The 19,959-nt window shown below is 67.2% G+C and carries 22 protein-coding genes; 11 read left to right on the top strand and 11 right to left on the bottom strand.

The window, feature by feature from the left end:
* Position 1: 1 nt before the first annotated feature.
* Positions 2–427, bottom strand: coding sequence for a hypothetical protein (locus BMW54_RS05395; RefSeq protein ID WP_139206041.1), 426 nt, complete (start codon positions 425–427; stop codon positions 2–4).
* A gap of 132 nt (positions 428–559) precedes the next feature.
* Entirely contained in the window at positions 560–1,399 is an 840-nt protein-coding gene (locus BMW54_RS05390) for an SDR family NAD(P)-dependent oxidoreductase (RefSeq protein WP_175472774.1), read from the bottom strand.
* Positions 1,400–1,563: 164 nt separating this feature from the next.
* Here BMW54_RS05390 and BMW54_RS05385 point away from each other — a divergent pair, with 164 nt between their 5' ends.
* The 6 genes from BMW54_RS05385 to BMW54_RS05365 all read left to right on the top strand — a co-directional run bounded on the left by BMW54_RS05385 (position 1,564) and on the right by BMW54_RS05365 (position 4,872).
* Entirely contained in the window at positions 1,564–2,745 is a 1,182-nt protein-coding gene (locus BMW54_RS05385; RefSeq protein WP_254779086.1) for a zinc-dependent alcohol dehydrogenase, read from the top strand.
* Between the two features lie 12 nt (positions 2,746–2,757).
* Entirely contained in the window at positions 2,758–3,162 is a 405-nt protein-coding gene (locus tag BMW54_RS05380) for a hypothetical protein (RefSeq protein ID WP_090053578.1), read from the top strand.
* 116 nt (positions 3,163–3,278) lie between these two features.
* Positions 3,279–3,542 (top strand): hypothetical protein, encoded by a 264-nt coding sequence (locus BMW54_RS18460; protein WP_139206040.1) that lies wholly within the window; start codon positions 3,279–3,281, stop codon positions 3,540–3,542.
* 79 nt (positions 3,543–3,621) lie between these two features.
* Positions 3,622–4,125 (top strand): YciE/YciF ferroxidase family protein, encoded by a 504-nt coding sequence (locus tag BMW54_RS05375; RefSeq protein WP_090053576.1) that lies wholly within the window; start codon positions 3,622–3,624, stop codon positions 4,123–4,125.
* A 57-nt stretch (positions 4,126–4,182) separates the two neighbouring features.
* The gene (locus BMW54_RS05370; protein WP_090053575.1) at positions 4,183–4,488 is read left to right on the top strand and encodes a DUF3247 family protein; all 306 of its coding nucleotides are present in this window, start codon (positions 4,183–4,185) and stop codon (positions 4,486–4,488) included.
* A gap of 69 nt (positions 4,489–4,557) precedes the next feature.
* Positions 4,558–4,872, top strand: a complete 315-nt coding sequence (locus BMW54_RS05365) for a hypothetical protein (protein ID WP_090053573.1) — start codon at positions 4,558–4,560, stop codon at positions 4,870–4,872.
* A gap of 131 nt (positions 4,873–5,003) precedes the next feature.
* Here BMW54_RS05365 and BMW54_RS05360 read toward each other — a convergent pair whose 3' ends face one another.
* Positions 5,004–5,300 carry a hypothetical protein gene (locus BMW54_RS05360; RefSeq protein ID WP_090053572.1) on the bottom strand — a complete coding sequence of 99 codons (297 nt, stop codon included), beginning with the start codon at positions 5,298–5,300 and terminating at the stop codon, positions 5,004–5,006.
* A 196-nt stretch (positions 5,301–5,496) separates the two neighbouring features.
* On the opposite strand from BMW54_RS05360, the gene BMW54_RS05355 reads away from it, so the two are divergent.
* Positions 5,497–6,141, top strand: a complete 645-nt coding sequence (locus BMW54_RS05355; RefSeq protein WP_254779084.1) for a MarC family protein — start codon at positions 5,497–5,499, stop codon at positions 6,139–6,141.
* Positions 6,142–6,150: 9 nt separating this feature from the next.
* Here BMW54_RS05355 and BMW54_RS05350 read toward each other — a convergent pair whose 3' ends face one another.
* Positions 6,151–6,762, bottom strand: a complete 612-nt coding sequence (locus BMW54_RS05350) for a phosphatase PAP2 family protein (protein ID WP_090053569.1) — start codon at positions 6,760–6,762, stop codon at positions 6,151–6,153.
* A gap of 82 nt (positions 6,763–6,844) precedes the next feature.
* On the opposite strand from BMW54_RS05350, the gene BMW54_RS05345 reads away from it, so the two are divergent.
* Positions 6,845–7,282 (top strand): low molecular weight protein-tyrosine-phosphatase, encoded by a 438-nt coding sequence (locus tag BMW54_RS05345; RefSeq protein WP_090053567.1) that lies wholly within the window; start codon positions 6,845–6,847, stop codon positions 7,280–7,282.
* A gap of 68 nt (positions 7,283–7,350) precedes the next feature.
* On the opposite strand, the gene BMW54_RS05340 is transcribed toward BMW54_RS05345, so the two are convergent.
* From BMW54_RS05340 to BMW54_RS18455, 6 genes are all read right to left on the bottom strand, one after another.
* Complete coding sequence (locus BMW54_RS05340) at positions 7,351–9,531, bottom strand: YjbH domain-containing protein (protein WP_090053566.1); 2,181 nt, start codon at positions 9,529–9,531, stop codon at positions 7,351–7,353.
* Positions 9,522–10,304, bottom strand: a complete 783-nt coding sequence (locus tag BMW54_RS05335) for a capsule biosynthesis GfcC family protein (protein WP_090053564.1) — start codon at positions 10,302–10,304, stop codon at positions 9,522–9,524. Before BMW54_RS05335 ends, BMW54_RS05340 begins: the two co-directional genes overlap by 10 nt.
* Positions 10,301–10,930 (bottom strand): YjbF family lipoprotein, encoded by a 630-nt coding sequence (locus BMW54_RS05330; RefSeq protein WP_254779081.1) that lies wholly within the window; start codon positions 10,928–10,930, stop codon positions 10,301–10,303. The genes BMW54_RS05335 and BMW54_RS05330 overlap by 4 nt, the downstream gene beginning before the upstream one ends.
* 52 nt (positions 10,931–10,982) lie before the next feature.
* Positions 10,983–12,320 (bottom strand): UDP-glucose dehydrogenase family protein, encoded by a 1,338-nt coding sequence (locus BMW54_RS05325; protein ID WP_090053560.1) that lies wholly within the window; start codon positions 12,318–12,320, stop codon positions 10,983–10,985.
* 44 nt (positions 12,321–12,364) lie between these two features.
* Complete coding sequence (locus BMW54_RS05320) at positions 12,365–13,480, bottom strand: polysaccharide biosynthesis/export family protein (protein WP_254779078.1); 1,116 nt, start codon at positions 13,478–13,480, stop codon at positions 12,365–12,367.
* A gap of 130 nt (positions 13,481–13,610) precedes the next feature.
* Positions 13,611–13,943 carry a hypothetical protein gene (locus tag BMW54_RS18455; RefSeq protein WP_139206039.1) on the bottom strand — a complete coding sequence of 111 codons (333 nt, stop codon included), beginning with the start codon at positions 13,941–13,943 and terminating at the stop codon, positions 13,611–13,613.
* A gap of 395 nt (positions 13,944–14,338) precedes the next feature.
* On the opposite strand from BMW54_RS18455, the gene BMW54_RS05310 reads away from it, so the two are divergent.
* From BMW54_RS05310 to BMW54_RS05300, 3 genes are all read left to right on the top strand, one after another.
* Positions 14,339–15,787: an undecaprenyl-phosphate glucose phosphotransferase gene (locus BMW54_RS05310; RefSeq protein WP_090053558.1), complete on the top strand. Its 1,449-nt coding sequence runs from the start codon at positions 14,339–14,341 to the stop codon at positions 15,785–15,787.
* A gap of 64 nt (positions 15,788–15,851) precedes the next feature.
* Complete coding sequence (gene galE, locus BMW54_RS05305; protein WP_090053556.1) at positions 15,852–16,829, top strand: UDP-glucose 4-epimerase GalE; 978 nt, start codon at positions 15,852–15,854, stop codon at positions 16,827–16,829.
* Positions 16,830–16,831: 2 nt separating this feature from the next.
* Positions 16,832–17,992, top strand: a complete 1,161-nt coding sequence (locus BMW54_RS05300; RefSeq protein ID WP_254779242.1) for an acyltransferase family protein — start codon at positions 16,832–16,834, stop codon at positions 17,990–17,992.
* Positions 17,993–18,494: 502 nt separating this feature from the next.
* Here BMW54_RS05300 and BMW54_RS05295 read toward each other — a convergent pair.
* The gene (locus BMW54_RS05295; protein WP_090053553.1) at positions 18,495–19,955 is read right to left on the bottom strand and encodes a right-handed parallel beta-helix repeat-containing protein; all 1,461 of its coding nucleotides are present in this window, start codon (positions 19,953–19,955) and stop codon (positions 18,495–18,497) included.
* Positions 19,956–19,959: the final 4 nt, after the last annotated feature.

Raw genomic sequence — 19,959 nt, 5'->3', positions numbered from 1 at the left:
CTCAGTCGACCAGCGAATGGGCTCCCGTCGCGAGCGCTTCGTCGACCGCCAGGAGCAACTCCCCGCGAGTGAAAGGCTTCAGGATGCGGATGGCGTCCGAAGGTGCGCCCGTCATGTCCGCCTGCGCATCCGAGATCATCAGGACGGTGGGCAGGGAGCCGAGCAGATCGCGGCAATCGGAAAGATAGGACCCGACGAAATCGTCGGCGTGCGCGGGGACGCATGCAAGCAGCAGCTGCGGGCAGCGCCCCTCGCTCAGGCTGGCGGCGCCGATGTGCGTGGCGGCGGCCACGACGTCGAAGCCGATCTCGATCAGCGTTTCCAGCAGGACATCCGCGAGATCCGTCCGTGGTTCGATGATCACGGCCAGGGGCCGGACCCACGGAAAAGCGAGGCCTGAAGAAGGCCCCTGGTCTGACTCGTTCAATTCGAGCTCCTGGCGGAAGTGGAGGCCGGGCGTCGTGCCGGCGCCGATCGGGCGGAACGCAGGATGCCCGGGCGCATCGCTAGGCCGCGCCAAGAGATGCCTCTCACACCGTCAACATGCTGAATGCGTCGTTCAGCCCGAAGGCGGCGACTCCTTGTCTCCGCGGACGCGCTCCGGCGAAGACACATCCTCGTACATCTTCTCGTTCATCCGCGCCTGCATGTGTTCGGACATGAACCGGCGGGAGAAGACCATGGCCTTGTTGACCGCGCCGGGCACGACGACGCGCTCGCCGCTCATCACGGCGTCATACCCGGCGCTGGCGACGTCCTCAGGGTCCATCAGGTTGCCCTTCTGGAAGGCGAAGCTGCATTCGATGTCGCCCTTGGGGAAGAAGTCGGTGTCGGTCGGGCCGGGGCACAGTGCCGTGACGGTGACGCCGCTGCCTTCGAGTTCGGTCGCGATCGCTTCGCTCCACGAGAGCACGAACGCCTTGCTCGCGTGATAGACGGACATTGTCGGGCCCGGCTCGAACCCGGCGATCGACGCCGTATTCAGGATGCGACCGTGGCCGCGCCGCAGCATCGCTGGCAACAGCAGCGACGTCAGCCGCAGCACGGCTTCCACGTTCAGCCGCACGATCGACAGATGCGTCGCGATCGGCACCTCGGCATAGGCTCCCTTGAAACCGTGGCCCGCGTTGTTGACGAGGATGTCCACGTCCCAGGCCGCGTCCCCCAACGCGGATTCCAGCGCCGTGAAACTGTCCCGGTGCTCCAGGTCGACCGCGATGCGCAACGTACGTACGCCATGTCGTCGTTCGATGTCCGCGGCCACCTTGTCGAGTTCGGCGCCGTCGGGTGCCACCAGGCACACGGGGTGACCGTGCGACGCGAACCGGTGCGCAAGGTGGAGTCCGATGCCGCTGCTGGCGCCGGTGACGAGGACGCGTTCGGCCGTATTCGCTGTCATGGCGGCTCCTTGTTGGAATTCCCGTGAGACGGTGCGCGCGATGCTCTCAATCCCTCGTACGGCCGCCATGAAGAGGAGATATACCTCTGTGAACGACGTCGGTTCGGTGTTGTGCAGTACGTGGCATCGTTCTTATGCACGCCAGCAACACGGTGAGGCCGAGGATGGGTGCCTCCTCTGACGCGGAGACGACCATGCTCGCGATGACCTACCGGCGGCCCTACAGGGCCAGCGCACGACAGGTACCCGACCCGGTGATCGAACACCCGTTCGATGCCATCGTGCGCGTGCTGCGAAGCTGCATCTGCGGCTCCGATCTCCACCTCTACCACGGTCTGGTGCCGGACACCCGCGTGGGATCCATCTTCGGGCACGAGTTCGTGGGGGAGGTCGTGGAGACCGGTACCGGCGTGCAGAACCTCAAGGTGGGCGACCGGGTGCTCGTTCCCTTCAACATCTTCTGCGGCACCTGCTACTTCTGCCAGCGCGAGCTGTACAGCAATTGCCATAACGTGAACCCGTCCGCCACCGCGGTCGGCGGCATCTACGGCTACTCGCACACCACGGGCGGGTATGCCGGCGGGCAGGCGCAGTACGTCCGCGTGCCCTTCGCCGACATCGGGCCGACGCGCATTCCCGACGACATGCACATCGAAGATGCCGTGCTCCTCACCGACGTCGTGCCCACGGGGTACCAGGCCGCCGAGATGGGCGGCATCAAGGAGAACGACACCGTGGTGATCTTCGGCGCCGGGCCGATCGGCATCATCGCCGCGCGCAGCGCCTGGCTGATGGGTGCCGGGCGCGTGATCGTCGTGGACCACGTCGACTACCGGCTCGACTTCGTCCGGCGCTACGCCCACTGCGAGATCGTCGATTTTCGCGAAGTGGGCGACATGGCCATCCACATCAAGAAGATGACGGACGGACTGGGTGCCGACGTCTGCATCGACGCCGTGGGCTGCGAGGCGACGGGTAGCGTCGTGCAGCACCTGACCGGCGTCACCCTGAAGCTGCAGGCCGGCGCGGCGACCGTGCTGCACTGGGCCATCAATTCGGTGCGCAAGGGTGGCAACGTGTCGATCGTCGGCGTCTACGGCCCAACCTTCAACGCGGTGCCGATCGGCAACGCCCTGAACAAGGGGCTGACCCTGCGCATGAACCAGGCATGCGTGAAGCGGCACCTGCCTCGTCTGATCGAGCACGTCCAGGCGGGGCGACTCACGCCCCGCGACATCATCACCCACCGGGTTCCGCTGGAGGAGGTGGGCGACGCGTACGAGATGTTTTCCGGCAAACGCGACGGATGCATCAAGACCGTTCTCATTCCCCCCGGCGTGGCCTGAGGAGCGCAGCGCATGAACACACCCCGCAACGACATCCCCGGATGGGGCGCCGACCTCGATCCCGCGAATCGTCCCGCCGTTCCGAAGGAACGCCGTCCCCCGCGCCTCGAGGGGGTGCACTGGGACGATCCGCCCATGCAGCAGTCGAAGGTGGAGGTGCTTCGCTCGACGGAGCACTTCCGCATGCCGCCCGTGTTCGGGACCACGCTGCCGCCACGCGGCGTCAGCGGCTGGATCCGCCGCCGTGCGTTCCGCCATAGCGAGAACGATCTGCGCCACTGGCTGATGCTCCTCTTCGCCGATCGCGTCGACGTCGTCGAGGGTGTCGTCTCCGACGGTCGCCGCGATCCGAAGGTACGCTCCGCCGTCACCATCGTCGGCGCGACGCTCATCGCCGCCTGGCTTCTGCGCCGGTAAAGATTGCAGTGACGCATGAAAAAGCTGCAGCGGGCCGCGCATGGCCGGGCGTATGCGCGGCCCCGTAGCGGGATTCTTCCGCTGGCATGGTGCTTGTATGGCTTCCGCCTATGGAAATGAATCAGCAGACACCGATCATGCTTTACCTCCCCTTGGCCCAGCGGCAAAGCGCCTTTCCCTGGGAGGTATTCCACGACACGCACCGGATGGGAACCTTCGCGACGCAGGACGAATGTTTCAGGCACGCGCTGCGCCTCGCCGAAAGCCTGGGGCGGCGTAGCGGTCGGCCGGTACGGCTGAAGATCGAAGACGAGCAGGGTGGATGGGAATCGGTCGAGGCATTTCGACCAACGGTACCTTCCCGATCTTCAGCGATGTGACGTTTCTTCACATCGCCACGCGAAACACGCCACGCGGCGCGACCTACGATGACGGCTCCCGACCAACACGGAGCCGTGCATGGCCATCAAGACGATCGAAGACCTCTTCATTCACGAACTGTCGGATATCTACAGCGCGGAGAAGCAGCTGACCAAGGCGCTTCCCCGCCTGGCGCGCGCCGCCGAGGCCCCCGAACTCAAGCAAGCCTTCGAGACGCACCTGGAGGAAACCCAGGGGCAGGTCGAGCGCATCGACCAGATCGTCGACGCGCTGGGCATCCGGCTCAAGCGCGTCAAATGCGCCGCGATGGAAGGCCTGGTGGAGGAAAGCAAGGAAGTGATCGACGGCATCGAAGCAGGTCCGCTTCGCGACGCCGCGCTCATTGGTGGCGCCCAGAAAGTCGAACACTACGAGATCGCGTCGTACGGCACGATTTCCGCCATCGCCAAACAGCTCGGCTACAAGGACGCGATCCCATTGCTGCAGGCGACGCTCAAGGAAGAAAAGGCGACCGACGAGAAGCTCACGCTCCTGGCGGAGCAGGCGGGCAACCAGCGTGCCGCGGAGCAGTCGGCTGCCTGAGGGGCTCGTGCCGGCGGCGGTGTGCCGCCGTCCGGCATTCTTCCGGAGGAGGAGACGATGGGACGCATTGCCGAAAAGGTATATACCGACCCGCGTGACGTGGCGCGCCTCGAACGTTTCGTCGAAGAACTCGCGATCAACGCCCGAGTACGGGTGCACACCACGAGTGGCGTCGTCGAAGGCGTCGTCATGGTGACGCCGACGGTCCAGGTATTTCGCGACGCGGCCGACAACGAAGGCATCAACGGCACGGTGAAGCTGGAGGACGCGCGGCAGCCCGGCTGGAGCGGTCTCGTCTGGCTTGGCGACATCGAGCGGGTGGAGCACCTGGATTCGGTGACGATAGGCGCCACGAGGGCGTGACCTCCCGTGGCCGGGCCTGTGACGCGCCGGTCACGGCGGCGGCGGCAGGCTGTACGGGAGGTGACCCCCATGATCCTGACGATGATGTTCCTGCTCGGTAGCAGTGCAGGCGTTCCGCAGAACCACGAGCCGCCCGCCACGGTGCAGGACGGTACGCGCCAGTCCGTCAACGGCGGCAAGCCGCAGACGGTGAAGGAGGATGCGCGCTCCCGCGCGAAGGATCGCCGGGAGCACTGGAATGACGGCATGAATACGAAGCGCGCGCCGGATCCTCGCGAGCGCGACGAGTACGGTACGCCCAAGGTGACGCCGCCCAAGGGGCAGGGGACGGACAACGCGGGCGGACTGCCCCCCGCGGCGGATCCGGCGAAGTCCCGGAAGTAACGCGCGGCGAAGCTTTCCGCCGGCTTACGCCTGTCATGTAATTCTTGGACGTTCATGCGCACGCACCGCGCGTCGGCGTGGCGGCGGGGAGGCCGGACCGACGCGGTCCGGCCTGGGTCGCGCGGAGCGCTTCAGGTCCCGTGGTCGACCGACACGTAGGCGTCGTATTCCGCCTGGTTGATCTTGCCGTCGTGGTCGAGGTCCGCGTCGTCCCAATGGCTCTTCAGTCCCGCCAGACGCGGGTATTTCTTTTCAAGCGCCGGCGTGATGGCATCCCGGTCCAGCATCTTGGGATCGGCCTTGTCCTTCTTCAGCGTCGCGAATGCCGGGTAATGCGCGTCCCCGTCGGCCATGACGACCTGGGTGAAGAACGCGGAGCCGGCGACGGCGATGGCCAGCAGCATGAACCGGTGTGACTTGGGCAGCATGGTGGTACTCCTTTTCGACGAGGAAAGCCGGCGCTGCCGGCGGGTTGGGCGCAAGCGCCTGACGCATCATGTGGCGCGCCACGGCCGGAATCTTGTTGAAACGAGGTGTGAAAACGACCCTTGCCCCGACCGCCGGCGTCGCGCCATCCTGTCGGAGCGGCCCGGTCCGCTCCAACAATGGGGGTGATGGATGTTCATGGAGATCGGTCAGGCGACGCTGGTCATCGTCGCCGCGTTGCTGCCGGTGGTGAATCCGCCGGGTTCGGCGCTCATGTCGCTGGGCGTCGTTCCCCATGCCGACGCCGCGGAGCGCGAGCGGCTCGCACGCAATGTCGCGCTGAACAGCCTGCTCCTGCTCCTCGGGTCCCTGCTGCTCGGCGCATACGTCCTGTCGTTCTTCGGCATCTCGATTCCCGTGTTGCGCGTGGCGGGCGGCATCGTCATCACCGCGGCGGGCTGGCGCATGCTCAACGGCCAGGACGACGACGATGACGAAACCGAGGTGCACCACCATCGCGGCGACCCATCGTTCTATCCGCTGACGCTGCCCCTCACGGTCGGACCGGGGTCGATCTCGGTGGCGATCGCGATCGGCACCGGGTCACCTCGCCAGGGCGCCGGATGGATCCACGTGGTCGCCGCCGCGATCGCGCTCGCGGCGCTCACCGTCAGCATCTACCTGTGCATGCGCTACGCCGACCGGCTCAGCCAGAAACTCGGCGCCCAGCGCACCCAGGTGGTGCTTCAGCTGCTGGCCTTCGTGATCTTCTGCATCGGCATCCAGCTGTTCTGGGCCGGCCTGTCCGAATTGATCGGCCTCCACGCGGCGACGACGACGTGACGCAGGGGCTCAGAGGCGCGTGAAGACGCGGGAATGTCCGCTCACCCACAAGGCGATGTCCTGCAACAGGTGCTGCGACGGGAACACGCGTCCATAGCAGACCAGGCCGATGGCGAGCGTGCCGCCGAGGAGCGTGAGCCGCCAGGCGCTCGCGCGATCGCGCGCCGGAACCGCATGGCTCATCCCCGCGATGAACCAGGCCGCGACGACGACGCTCAGCGCCCCACCTAGCCATACCTCGGAAGGGCTGTGCACCTTGAGCGCGAGGCGCGACGCGCCGACCGCCACACCGAGCGACGCGCCGGCGGCGATCGCCCCGACGCGCGCCGCCAGCGGCATGCCCCGGGTGACGATCGCCGCGAAGGCGGTCCAGACCAGGATCGCCAGCGCCGTGTGTCCGCTGAACCCCGTGTAGTCGATGCCGGGTGGCGCGACGTGCCACGCCATGAAGAGCAGCTTGGAAAGCGACACGCAGCCGCCGCAGGCGACGGCGGCCGCGACCCACCGCCAGCCGTCCCGGCGCCAGGGGGCCGCCGCCAGCTGGCACGCGGCCATCCATGCGATCACGGGCAGCAGCAAGGCGCTGTCGCCGAAGGCGGTGATGGCGTGCCAGACGCTCATGCCGTGTCACCACCGGGATATCGTGCGGATGTCGTCATGCCCATCGTTTATCATCTGTCGATTACCGAGTATCGCAGCAGCCATGTTCGAACGGATACTGATCGTCTGCATCGGCAACATCTGCCGTAGCCCCGCCGCCGAGTACCTCCTGCGTCATCGCCTCGGCGACGGCCGTCGCGCGACGGTGTCCAGCGCCGGCCTCGGCGCCATGACGGGCCATCCGATGGATCCGACGGCGCTCGACCTCCTTCGCGGGGAGGGAATCGATGGCGCGCCCCACCGTGCCCGTCAGGTCGACGTTGCCATGCTTCGCCAGTCCGACCTCATCCTGGCGATGGAGAAGGCGCATGTCGCGACGATCCAGCGCATGGCGCCCGAGGTCAGCGGCAAGGTCTTCCTGCTCGACCGCTGGAACGAAGGGCGCGACATTCCCGATCCGTACCGCCAGCAGCGTCCCGCCTTCGAGCACGTGCACGGGCTGATCGAACGCGGCGTGGAGAGCTGGCTCCGTTATCTGTAGGAGCGCACCTGGGCGCGACAGAGCTTGCCGCGAGCTTGCATCGCGCCCAGGTGCGCTCCTACCAAGCGTCATTCCGCGATCTTGCCAAGGTTCTTGTCGAAGAGATTGGTGTCCAGGTCGTTGGTGAGCGTGTAAAGGGTGTAGCGCTTGTTGAGGCGCGCGCCACCGTCGCGGATCAGGGGCTGCCAGAGGAGGGTCGCGCGGCTGCGCGAAGAGTGGGGAAGCAGGAGGTCGAACGGGACCGATACGTAGATGCCCTTGTCGAAGCTGCCTTCGCCGTAGCCACGGCTGCCCGATTTGTTCGTGATCGTCGCATACGCGCCCATGCGCGTGCCGTTGGAGAACTGGCGGGACACGTCGATGGTCGTGCCCCAGTCGCCCGCCAGATACCGGCCGACGCTGACCGCGAGCGTGACGTGCTGGAAGCCGGTGTCGAGGTAGCCGGTGGCCTGGCCCGTGATCGTGTGGTACCTGCGCAGCGCGAAATCCTGCCGGAAGCCGCGCTGCTTCACCCAGTTGAGGTCCGCGCCGATCGCCCACCGCTCGCCGAAGGGACGGTAAAGCACTTCGCCGCCCGCGCCGGCGTACATGCTCTCGAGCATGCCCGCATACGCCAGGCCGTAGAGATCGCTGCCCAGTTTGCGCGTGCCCGTGAGCTGGAAGTTCGGCAGCGTGACGTCGGAGCTGGTCAGGTACTGGCGAAGGTTGGTGCGGACCCGCGGCAGTGCGCTCGGCGCGTCGTAGCGGAACTTGTCGTAGTTGTTGGCCAGGTTCACGGCCAGCACGCCATCGAGCCACAGGTTGCGACTGAAGTTGAACGTTCCCGACGCCGCGGCGTAGACCTGGTAGAGCACGAACGCGTCGGGACCGCCGACGTTCTGCTGGTAACCCAGCGCCACGCCGCCGTTGAACCGCTTCAGGGGGGACAAGTAGAGCGTCTCCTCCTCGCGCGGCGTGATCGGGTTCTGCTCGACGCTGCGCCGGAAGTCCTGGAGGTCGAGGCGATGATCGAGCAGCTCGATGAAGCGCGGGCGGTGCACGCTGGTTTCCAGGGTGGCCAGGCCATCGCGCTCGCTCGACACGGTGAGCCAGCCGATGCTGTCGTCCACGCGGTTGTCGACGATACGCGTCGCGCGGCCCACGCCCTCGGCCGAATAGAAGAAGCGCCGCTGCTCGCCGTGGATGACGAGTTCCTGCCCGCGGCGGCCGATACGGCTCACGTCGATGCCGGCGTTGCTGCTCAGCGCGCGTGCCATCTCGCCCCAATCGACGTCCTTCGGCGCGCGCCTCGCAGGCTCCGCCGCACCTATCTGTGCGGCATCCACGGGCGTCGAGGTGAACGCCACGGCCTCCGGCTTCGGGTCGTAGACCTTCGGCGGGTCGACGTGTCGGGCCAGGTTCGAATGGAGGTTGATGGCAGCGGTGGCGATTTCGCCACGTTCGTAGCCGAGCGTGAGATCGACGTTGCGGTTGATCCGGAACACCGCGCCGAGATTCACGGGCCAGCGCTGTGGCTGGTTGTTGTTCTGCGGCTGGTGCCGGTAGTCGTTGCCGTCGAGTTCGGCCTTCAGGCGCAGCCACTCCCACGGCGAACGGTATTCGATGCCGCCGAAGAAGCCGGGGCGACCGCGGAGGAATTTGTTCGTGCTGAACTTGCCGGTGCCGGTCCCGCCGCTCGGGCGAACGTCGAAGCGGTCGTCGAGGTAGCCGAGCGGATTGCGGATGTCGCCGCGCGCGCCGATGTAGCCCCAGGCGAGGCCGAGGCTGAAATCGAACGGGCCGGCGCGCTTGCTCGCCACCACGTATTCGCTCGAGAACAGGCCGGTACCGCCCACGTCGCGCGCGCCCACGGCGACGGCGGGGATCCATCGCGACTCCTGCCAGAGCCGCACCTTGGCGTCGATCGACTTGTCCTTGTACGTCTGGCTGCCGCTGAGTGAGCGCGGACCGTAGAGCCGGTTGCTCACGTTGGTGTAGCGGAACGAGCCCTCCAGCCACGGGAGCGGCTGCATCGACACGTTGTAGTTCGTGTAAGGCGTCGTGCGACTGAGCACGAAGCTGAACTCGCCTTCTTGCGCCATGCGCGCGGTGGGGGTCTGCAACAGGCCCACGCCGCCGAAGTCGCTCTGCGTGTACGCGTCCTGCGCCCCGACCGCGGCGGCACCGCCTGCCCACAGCACGAGCCCGGCGCGACAGCAGCCGCGCCACCCGCCACGCGGGCGCCATCGCGGGAAACGCCTCAACGCCATCCGTCACCGTCCAGCAGCTGCGTGGCGATGAAATCGGCGACGTCGCGGTTGAAATCGTCCTCCGCCGCGCCGGCGATCTTGCGATGGTCGAACGGCACGTAGATCCACGCTCCCGGCGCGAGCGGGCGGGGATCGTCGCGGTTCCACAGCGCGACCTCCTGTTCGAACACGGCACCGTCGGGCTGGATCACGTAGATCGCATCGCGATCGGCTGCCCTCGATACGGGACAATCGGCAAGGTATCGTCGCGCGTCGCGCATCGGTACATGCGGGACACGGCACGCCTTCGCCACCGCGCCCACGATCCGTACGTCGCCGGGACGGGGAGGGAAGACCAGCGTATCGCCCGCGTGCACGGGCCGGTCGTCCGCCGGCGAGACGGCGAGGCGCGCCGGGTCGAGCACGCTGCCGGCGCGGCGGTCCGTCACCGGCAGTGCCGAGAGCCAGGACTGGAACGCGGCGCTGCGCAGCGCGAGTTCGTCGTCACCTTCCGCCATGGCCTTGCGGTGGATCGCCCCGAGTTCGAAGAGCACGCCGGCCTTCAGGCGCACCTGGTCCGTATGCAACGCCGGTTGCAGCCACGCCGCGCCCAGCGTGTAGGCGTCGGGCGAGACGCCCGACGCGTCGGTGACGTCGGAGAGCCGCGCGGTAGCGGGGTATGCTGCGGTGCCTGGGTGCGACACGGCACCGCGCGTCGAGACGTCGATCGTCTGCGCGGACAGTGCCGGTACCATCGCGAACATCGCGAGCACGAGGAACCCGGCGATCCTCATGGCGTCGCGACCCGATAGGGGCGCAGCTGCGTCAGCTCCAGCGGAAGGCCGGGCGCAACGTACTGCCGGCTTTTCCAGATGAAGCCATCCGCGGGATCGATCCAGTAGCGGTTGTGCAGCGTCGTCCCCGCGTCGGTCACGGTCAGGGTCTCGTCCACACGGCGCAGCGCGTGCACCGTTCCCAGGATCTCGACCTGCTCGATCCCGCGCGGCTCGAGGTGGGAGTGCGCGACGAGGCCGTAGCGGTAGCCGGGCGTCCAGTCGAGGCGTCGCTGCGCGTCGCGCGGGCCCGCGAGCTTCTGCAGGCCCGCGTGGAAGGGATCGTCGCCGATGAACGTGGAGCTTTCCAGGTCTTGCGACAGGCCAACCGTCTTCACCACGAGGCCGTCGCGCGTGAACACGATGTCCTTGCCCGAGCCATACCAGCCGAGGCGGCCACCGTCCGTGCTGGCGAGGATAAGCACCGCTCCGCCGTCGGGGCCGTCGACCTGCATCTGGTAGTACGGTGTCGAGGCGACGGACGCGGCGGTGGGGTGCACGGATTCACCATGCACGGCCAGCCGCACGGCCTCGAGGCTGCCGCGCGGCACCGAGGAACAGCCCGCGAGTGCGAGCGTGGCAAGCACCAGAGCTCCGGACCAGCGCGCCTGCGCCGTGAGCGTCATCGACACCCGCCGCTCAGCGCTGCAACGAGCGGCCGCGCCCGATGCCGTAGTACGCGATGCCGGCTTCTTCGACGACGGCGGGGTCGTACAGGTTTCGCCCATCGAAGATCGCCGGCGTGGCGAGCGTCGTGGCGATACGCGCGAAGTCGGGGCTGCGGAAGGCCTTCCATTCGGTCACGAGCACCAGGACGTCGGCGCCCTGCAGCGCCTCGTACGCGCCGTCGCAGAGCACGAGGTCGTGGCGCTCGCCGTAGATGCGCGTCGCTTCCGCGCGCGCCTCCGGATCGAAAGCACGCACCTTCGCACCCGCCTGCCAGAGCGCTTCCATCAGTCGCCGGCTAGGCGCCTCGCGCATGTCGTCGGTGTTCGGCTTGAAAGCGAGGCCCCACAGCGCGATCGTCTTGCCGGCGATGTCGCCGCCGAAGTGTCGCAACACCTGCTCGAAGAGCCGCGTCTTCTGGTCGCCGTTGACCGCTTCGACCGAGCCGAGCAGGCGCGCGTGATAGCCGCTGCCGCGCGCGATGCGCTCGAGGGCCTGCACGTCCTTGGGGAAGCACGAACCGCCGTAGCCGGCACCGGGGTAGATGAAGTGGTAACCGATGCGCGGATCCGAGCCGATGCCCTGCCGCACGAGCTCCACGTCGGCGCCCACGCGCTCGGCGATGTTCGCGATCTCGTTCATGAAGCTGATCTTCGTCGCGAGCATCGCGTTCGCCGCGTACTTGGTGAGCTCCGCCGAACGTTCGTCCATCACGACCATGCGATCGTGGTTGCGGTTGAAGGGGGCGTAGAGCTTGCGCAGGATCGCCACCGCACGCTCGCTGGACGCACCGACCACGACGCGGTCGGGACGCAGGCAGTCCTCGACGGCGTCGCCTTCCTTCAGGAATTCCGGATTCGACACCACGTCGAATTCCACGTCCGCGCCGCGCCCGCGGAGCACGCCGCCGATCGTCTCGCGGACACGGTCGGCCGTGCCGACGGGTACCGTCGACTTGTTCACCACCACCGCGTAACGGTCGAGGTGTTCGCCGATGGTGCGCGCCACGCTCAGCACGTACTTCATGTCGGCGCTGCCGTCCTCGTCCGGCGGCGTTCCCACCGCGATGAAGATGACGTCGCCATGCGCGATGGCCGGTGCCGGATCGGTGGTGAAGTCGAGCCGTCCCGACGCGTGGTTGCGCTTGACGATGGGCTCGAGGCCCGGCTCGTAGATGGGGATCACCCCCTTGCGCAGGCCGTCCACCTTGGCCTGGTCCACGTCCACGCATACGACGTGGTTGCCCATTTCCGCGAGGCAGGCGCCCGTGACCAATCCCACGTAGCCGGTGCCGAAGATAGTGACCTTCATCTGTGTCGCCTGTCGATTTGGAAGAACGGAAGAGGAGCGCGCGCTTACAGCTGGCGATCGCGGTCCAGGTTGTACTGTGCGTTCGCGGCGTTGCTGATCAGCCCGGACAAGGGCAGCAACTGGCTGATGAAGCGGTTCCAGCGCGTGATGCCCGCGGGCCCGACGAAGACGACGTCGCCGGGCTTCACGGCGAACTGCGCCGCCACGGCGAACGCGGACGGCGACGTGTTGTCCAGCTGGTAGATCGTGGCCGGCGCCTTCTCCATGTCCTCCACGCCGCGGATCACATAGACCGACTTGCCGCTGGCGCTGGTCTGATTGAGACCGCCGGCGCGGCCGAGCGCCTGGGTCAGGCTGAGGTCGCTGGTCTTGAACGCGATCGCCTGGGGACGCAACACCTCGCCGATCACGTACGCCTCGTGGCGATCGTTGTACGGCAGGTAGATGCTGTCGCCGCCCTTGAGATAGATGTCCTGCGTGCCCTGCGGCGAATGCGAGAGGGCGTCGAGATCGAGGTGGTATTCGTGGTTGTCGCGGCGCAGCGTCACATCGGACAGATCGGCGAGCTGCGCGTTGATACCGGCCGTGCCGACCGCCTGCGCGAGCGTCAGCGGCGTCACGGTGATGTCCTGCGGATCGGTCTTCACGAAGGCGCCGCCGAGCGTCACCTTCTGGCTCGCGAAGTTGACCACGCTGATGTCGACCTGCGGTTTCTCGATGTACTTCGTGAGCCGGTCGGTAATGGCCACGCGCAGTTCCTCCACGCTGAGCCCCGCTGCATGGAGCAGGCCGACGTAGGGATAGAAAAGCGTGCCGTCGGGACGCACGAGGCGCCCGTTGGCCGCCGTCTGCTGCTGCGAACCCGCCGGCGAGGTGAGTTCCGGATGCTCCCAGACGGTGATGTAGAGCGAATCGCCGGGACCGATGCGGTATTCATCGGGCCGGTACGACGTGAGCACGGGGTCGACAGTGGGCGTCGACGCGGTGGCACGATCCATCGCGATCAGCTTCGGGGTGATCGGAACGAGCTGGTAGCGGCTTCCGGTGGCGCTCTCCCTGTCGTTCAGCTCGGCGCGTTTCATGTGCTGGCCGGGTGCGAGGATGCATGCTTGCAACAAAAGACAGCACCCGGCCAGACCGAGGGTCGGCAGGAACTTCATCGTGTACGGGATCCTTCAGTCGAGGCGCCGTGTGGCTCGGGGGCCAGCGACGTACTTAAACCGATCGTGCATTAATGGCTTGGGAACATGCGTGGACATCTAGACGTCCAGACGCCGATATACGATGTCTTCAGTGGGTTCCGCCCGTCCCGCCGGTGCCGCCGGTTCCGCCCGTGCCTCCCGTGCCCCCGGTACCGCCGGTGCCGTCGTTACCGGTGCCATTGGTGTCGTTGGCCGTGGCGCCGGCCGCCGCCGCGACGGCCGCCGTGCCAGGTGCGACGCGGGCCGGCGTGAGCGCGCCCTGCGCGGCCTGACGGGCCTGCCGCGGCGTCGCGACGCGCGGAGCGTTCGTGTTTTCGGGGTTTTCCGATGCGGCGGCGTTCTGTCCCGCGGCACGTTGTGACTGGGCGATCGCGGGAACGGCGACGGCAAGAATGGCGCATGCGATGAGTAGACGTCTCACGGGCGTGTTCTCCTGTGGAGTGGGGCGAAGCGCGATGACGGTGCGCGAAGGTGAATGCGTCGCGACGTGCGTGTCGCATGGGACATTCACCGTCATACATAGCGCGACGGTCAAGGCAAACAGCTGAACGTGAGAACCAGAAGACTCTTTTTGTGACACGACTCGCAAAAAGCCGGAGCGTGGATTGCCCCGTTTTTCCCCGCGATGCAGCATGGATCGTCGCTGTGGAATCTTGCGATCGTAAAAGCCTGTGTCCGTCGCTCTCGCGGACGCGGTCGGAAGCGTGTTGGACCGAAGTACGTCCGATGGATGGGACGGAAACGGCTCCACAGGGGGCACGTACCTAGGCCTGCCGGTTTCGCCGGCACATCTCGCTCACGCGGAAGGTACCTGTCATGCAGTTGTCCAGATTCAATGCTTTATTGGACCTCGAGCTCCGTGCCAGCGATCCGCTGGGGATGATCGCGGCCGCTTATCTCGCCTATCTGATCCGCTTCGACACGCTGCGGATGAGCAGCCTTTACGCGGTGGCGCTCGTGATCCTGGTGCTGGCGTCGCTCACGGCATCCGTCGCCTTCCGCGCCTACGAAAAACCGTTAGGCGAGCATTCATTTAGCCAGTATTTGCGCATCGCAGCATCGTGGTCGGTCGGTTTCGCGACACTGATCGCACTGGGTTATCTGCTCAAGGTCAGCGACCTCTTCTCGCGTGGATGGGTATCGCTCACGTTCTTCCTTGGCCTCGCCTTCATGGCGGTGGTGCGCCAGGCGGCCGTGCTTACGCTGTGGTATCTGCGCCGTCGCGGCATCGGCATGCATCGCTGCCTGCTGATCGGTGCGACCGACTCGGGCATCCATCTCGCTCGCCAGGCCGCGGCCAATCCCGGGCATGGCATGTGCATCACCGCATACGTCCGCACGGCGTGCGACACCGGTGTACCCCATGGCGTCCCGCTTGCCGGCTCGCTGCAGAACCTCGACGAGATCCTCGACCGCGGGGAATGGGACCAGGTGCTGGTCGCCTTGCCCGTCAGCGCGCATCGTGCGATCAGCTACGTACTCGACCGCATGGACGAGCGCGTGACGGCGGTGAAGTTCGTGCCCGACATGCTGGGTCGCCAGCTCATCAACCATCGCATGGAAGATTGCGGCGGCGTCCCCGTCGTGACGCTGCGCGAGAGTCCTCTCCATGGGCATGCCTGGATACTCAAGGCCATCGAGGACCGCGTGATCGCCGGCATCATCCTCCTGATGATCAGCCCGGTCATGGTCGCGCTCGCCATTGGCGTGAAGCTGTCCAGCCCGGGGCCGATCCTCTACCGTCAGCGGCGCGTCGGCCTCGACGGCAAAGAATTCGAGATGCTGAAATTCCGTTCGATGCCCGTGGATGTGGAGAAGGGCGGCGCGGTGCAGTGGGGCAACGCCACGAACAAGACCAACACGCGCTTCGGCAAGTTCATCCGCGGCACGAGCCTCGATGAGCTTCCGCAATTCCTGAACGTCCTGCGCGGCGACATGTCGATCGTCGGCCCGCGTCCGGAGCGTCCGATGTTCGTCGAGAAGTTCAAGGGCGAGATCGCCGGTTACATGCACAAGCACCTGGTCAAGGCGGGCATCACCGGGTGGGCGCAGATCAACGGCTGGCGTGGCGACACCGATCTGGTCAAGCGCATCGAGTACGACCTGTACTACATCAACAACTGGTCGCTCGCGTTCGACCTGCGGATCATCTTCCTGACCATCTTCAAGGGTTTCGTGCATACCGAGGCGCCCGCTGCCGCACCGCTCAAGCCGGTGGCGCAGGCGGCCTCGGGTGCGGCCAGCGCGAGCGAGGAGTCCGCCTGACAGACGAAAAAAAGGACCGCCTGGCAGGGCGGCGATCCCACTTTCCCGTGTTACGAGGTATCGATTGAAGTTTCTCATCTGTGGCGGTGCGGGCTATGTGGGTTCGCACATGGTGCGATACCTGATTCAGGCTGGACACGAGGTCGTCGTCTTCGACGATCTGTCGACGGGGCACCGCGAAGCGGTGCCCGACGACGTGCCGTTCGTCCACGGCGACATCGGCGACGCGGTCACGCTCTGGCGCCTCTTCGCGACGCATCGCTTCGACGCCGTGATGCACTTCTGCGCCCGATCGCTGGTCGGCGAGTCGGTGGTGGACCCCTACCAGTACTACCGGAACAACGTCGGCAACACGCTCGTTCTGCTCGCCGCGATGCGCGAGGTGAAGATCGACAAGCTGGTGTTCTCGTCCACGGCGGCGGTTTTCGGCCACCCGAGGTCCGACGCGATCGACGAGACGCATCCGACCGATCCGATCAATCCCTACGGCCAGAGCAAGCTCATGATCGAGCGCGTGCTCGCGGATGCGTACAAGGCTTATGGGCTCAGCTCGGTGGCGCTGCGCTACTTCAACGCCGCCGGCGCGGACCCGTCGGCGACGATCGGCGAGGCGCACAACCCCGAGACTCACCTGATTCCGAACCTGCTCAAGGCGGTTCTCGGACACGGACCGGGGCTGAAGGTCTTCGGCGACGATTACGACACGCGCGACGGCACCTGCGTCCGCGACTACGTGCACGTGAACGACCTCGCCTCGGCGCATCTGCTGGCCGTGGAGTACCTCGACGAGAATCCCGGCGCGTACACCTTCAACCTGGGCAACGGCGAAGGCTTCAGCGTTCGCGAGGTGATCGCCGCCGCCGCGCGCGTCACGTCGCGGCCGGTGCCGCACGAGTTCGCCGAGCGGCGGCCGGGCGACCCGGCCACGCTCGTCGCCTCCAGCGCCCGGGCTCGCGAGACGCTCGGCTGGAAACCGCACGTCGCGTTGCTCGACGACATCCTCGCCAGTGCCTGGCACTGGCACCTGCAGCCGCGTTATTGACCGTGCAGGCCGCGCCGAAGGTCCAGCTCGATTACATCGACGCCCTGCGCGGCGTCGCGATCATCGGCGTGCTGGTGAGCCACGCGCAGCGCAACGTCGAGATCTACCAGGCGATGGGGCGTGACGCGGCGCTGTCGCCGTGGCTCAGCCGTTACGCGGAGCAGGGCGCGCGGGGTGTCCAGCTGTTCTTCGTGATCAGCGCGTTGACGCTGTTCCTATCCGCGCGCAAGCGTTCGGGCGAGTCCGAGCCCTGGGTCAATTTCTACATCCGGCGTGTGTTCCGCATCGCGCCCATGTTCTACCTCGCGTTCGCCGCGTATTGCCTGGCGCCGGTGATCCTCAAGGGGCACGCGCTCCCCGGGATCGGTACCGTGCTGGGGACGCTGACGTTCACCAACGGGTGGAACCCCGCCTGGCTCCTGGGCGCCAACGATGTCGTCCCGGGAGGCTGGTCGATCGGCGTGGAGATGTCGTTCTACATCGTCTTCCCGCTCGTGTTCCTCGCCCTGCGTTCGTTCCGGGCGGCGTGGATGGCGTTGCTGATCGTTCTCGCGATCGACCTCGTGGCGTGGGAGCCCTTGCTCGCGCATCCGCCCATCGACGACGCGGACCTGTGGGCCCGCTATGCGTTCGTATGGTTGCCGAACCAGCTGCCGATCTTCCTGTTCGGCATCTGCGCGTATTTCGTGCTCTTCGACCGGGCGGGGGGGTTGACCGCGTTCTTCCACGGCGGAAGCCGCGCGGCCAACGCGGCGTGGTTCGCGGTCGCCGCGGCGGTGCTGCTCGTCGTCCCGCAGTGGACGGACGATCCGCGCGCGGTGTTCGCCTATGGAGCGGCCTTCGCGTTGACCACGCTCTGCCTGCACCGTTCGCCGTACCGCTGGCTGGTGAATGCCCCGCTGCGCCACATCGGCAAGATCAGCTTCAGCGGGTACCTCGTCCACTTCTTCATGCTGCAGGTGGCGCGCAAGCTGCTGGCGGCGGTCCATGCCGGCGACAGGCTGTCGCCGGATGCCTACTTTCTCGCGACGGTCGTCATCGCGCTGGCGGGGACGGTGGTTCTCGCGACGCTGACCTACCGATTCGTCGAGGTGCCGGGGCAGGCGATGGGCAAGCGAATCATCCAGTCGCTGAAGGCACGGACGGTCGCTGCGACGACGTGAGTCGGAGGCGGGGGCCCGTCGTCCCGGCGCACGCCGGGACCCACGTCCCCGGTCCGCGAGGGTGCCTCGCACCACACGAGTATCGGTCAGCCGCTACGCGGCTCGTGTACCGGCGGCTTCGCCGCGACCGCCGGCGAAAACCGATCGCCTCGCCGTGGACCCCGGCGTACGCCGGGGTGACGGTGTGCGCTCATGCGTCCGGACGTGCGTCGTGGTGTCGATGTGCCCTCACGTCGTCCCGGCGCACGCCGGGACCCACGTCCCCGGTTCGCGAGGGCGCCTCGTACCACACGAGTATCGGTCAGCCGCTACGCGGCTCGTGTACCGGCGGCTTCGCCGCGACCGCCGGCGAAAACCGATCGCCTCGCCGTGGACCCCGGCGTACACCGGGGTGACGGTGTGCGCTCATGTCGTCCGGACGTGCGTCGTGGTGTCGATGTGCCCTCACGTCGTCCCGGCGCACGCCGGGACCCACGTCCCCGGTCCCCGAGGTGCCTCACGTTCAGACGAGTTTCGCGATCACGTCCGCGGCGTTCGCGACGGGCTTGCCGTCGGCGAAGCAGGCTTTCACCAGCGCGTTGACCTGCGCGAGCGTGGGGCGTTTGGAGCCGACGCGTCCCAGCATCGCGCGGGCCTGCGGATGCGTTCCTTCGGCGACGATCTGGTTGCCGGCCATCGACGTGCGTGTGGCCAACCGCATGTCCATGGCGGGATCGCGGAAGGCCATCACGATGTTGTCGTGGATCGCGGTGTCGTCCGGCACGCCCTTCCAGCTCGTCGCGCGGAACGCCGTCACTTCGACGCCCGCCTTCTTCTCGGGAATGATGATGATGTTGTTGTAGATGCGGGCACCGGTCACGGGACCGGAGATCCGCAGCGCCGCGCTGCCGCTGCTGCGAAGCCCGTCGTTGATGCTGACGTTGAAGCGCACGATCGTCCCCACGTTGCCGATGCCGCCGGCGTCCCGGCCGTCGTTGCACACGAGCGCCATGCCGCCGGCGTTGTCGTGGCTGTAGTTGTACTGGATGATCGTGTTCCGGCAGTGGAAGTCGGCGTCGAAGCCCTGACCGTCCGCATAGGCGCGGTGATCGCTGACCTCGTTGTACTGGATCAGCGTGTCGTCGCAGTCGAACGGCCATATGCCCGCCGCGGCTTCGCCACGGGGCAGCGGACCGCACCGGCCGACCGTGTTGCGTTCGACGAGCGCTCCCCGGCAGCCCTTGACGAGGATGCAGTCGCCGGGCACCTCGCTGATCCGGTTGCCGCGCACCACGACGCCCATCGCCAGTCCCGCCGCGCGACTGCCCGCGCCGAGGAACAGGATGCCGTCGCGCTGGCTGCGTTCGATGACGTTGTCGGCGATGGTCAGGCCTTCGTGATGCGTGGGCCGCTGCTTGCCGCCGGCTTCCACGAGGATCGCGCTCCCGCCGCCGTCTTTCTTGATCGGCGAGCCGTTGACGTCGTGCACGTGCAAGCCTTCGAGGACGATGCCGTGCACCGTGCCGAAGTCGTGGTGCAGCAGGTGCACCCCCGTGCGTCGGGGCCCGGCCTGCGGGCCTTTGTTGGACACCGCCAGATGACGGAGGGTCCAGTACTCGACGTTCTCGAGCCGCACCGTGGCCGGCGAGACCCCGTCCGCGTGCAGGTGGGGCGCCTCGCCATCCCCGTAGGCATCGACGACGATGGGCGCGCCGGCGCGTCCCGACCCCGTCGGGTGGAACACGCCCGGGTAATCGCCGCCGCGGCGGAACAACAGCGTATCGCCGGGCGCGAAACGCTGCCGGTTCACGCGCTCCAGTGTGCGCCACGCCGTGCCGGGTCCCCGGCCATCGTGGGCGTCGTCGCCGGAGCTGGCGTCGACGTAGTAGCGTGAGCCGTCCGGTGCCGCGAGTGCAGACGTCGGCAGCACGGCGAGCGCGCCGGTGCCGAGGAGGGCGTGACCGAGAAACGCGCGTCGCCGCATGGGA

This window comes from Luteibacter sp. 329MFSha, from assembly GCF_900111665.1.
GTDB lineage: Bacteria > Pseudomonadota > Gammaproteobacteria > Xanthomonadales > Rhodanobacteraceae > Luteibacter.
The sequence above is the reverse complement of the archived record's forward strand: the minus strand, read 5'-3'. Positions and strand labels throughout refer to the sequence as shown.

Coding starts and splice junctions, on each gene's coding strand:
- BMW54_RS05390 (WP_175472774.1), bottom strand. CDS start 1,399: ATGACAGCGAATACGGCCGAACGCGTCCTCGTCACCGGCGCCAGCAGC.
- BMW54_RS05385 (WP_254779086.1), top strand. CDS start 1,564: ATGGGTGCCTCCTCTGACGCGGAGACGACCATGCTCGCGATGACCTAC.
- BMW54_RS05380 (WP_090053578.1), top strand. CDS start 2,758: ATGAACACACCCCGCAACGACATCCCCGGATGGGGCGCCGACCTCGAT.
- BMW54_RS18460 (WP_139206040.1), top strand. CDS start 3,279: ATGAATCAGCAGACACCGATCATGCTTTACCTCCCCTTGGCCCAGCGG.
- BMW54_RS05375 (WP_090053576.1), top strand. CDS start 3,622: ATGGCCATCAAGACGATCGAAGACCTCTTCATTCACGAACTGTCGGAT.
- BMW54_RS05370 (WP_090053575.1), top strand. CDS start 4,183: ATGGGACGCATTGCCGAAAAGGTATATACCGACCCGCGTGACGTGGCG.
- BMW54_RS05365 (WP_090053573.1), top strand. CDS start 4,558: ATGATCCTGACGATGATGTTCCTGCTCGGTAGCAGTGCAGGCGTTCCG.
- BMW54_RS05360 (WP_090053572.1), bottom strand. CDS start 5,300: ATGCTGCCCAAGTCACACCGGTTCATGCTGCTGGCCATCGCCGTCGCC.
- BMW54_RS05355 (WP_254779084.1), top strand. CDS start 5,497: ATGGAGATCGGTCAGGCGACGCTGGTCATCGTCGCCGCGTTGCTGCCG.
- BMW54_RS05350 (WP_090053569.1), bottom strand. CDS start 6,762: ATGAGCGTCTGGCACGCCATCACCGCCTTCGGCGACAGCGCCTTGCTG.
- BMW54_RS05345 (WP_090053567.1), top strand. CDS start 6,845: ATGTTCGAACGGATACTGATCGTCTGCATCGGCAACATCTGCCGTAGC.
- BMW54_RS05340 (WP_090053566.1), bottom strand. CDS start 9,531: ATGGCGTTGAGGCGTTTCCCGCGATGGCGCCCGCGTGGCGGGTGGCGC.
- BMW54_RS05335 (WP_090053564.1), bottom strand. CDS start 10,304: ATGAGGATCGCCGGGTTCCTCGTGCTCGCGATGTTCGCGATGGTACCG.
- BMW54_RS05325 (WP_090053560.1), bottom strand. CDS start 12,320: ATGAAGGTCACTATCTTCGGCACCGGCTACGTGGGATTGGTCACGGGC.
- BMW54_RS05320 (WP_254779078.1), bottom strand. CDS start 13,480: ATGAAGTTCCTGCCGACCCTCGGTCTGGCCGGGTGCTGTCTTTTGTTG.
- BMW54_RS05310 (WP_090053558.1), top strand. CDS start 14,339: ATGCAGTTGTCCAGATTCAATGCTTTATTGGACCTCGAGCTCCGTGCC.
- BMW54_RS05295 (WP_090053553.1), bottom strand. CDS start 19,955: ATGCGGCGACGCGCGTTTCTCGGTCACGCCCTCCTCGGCACCGGCGCG.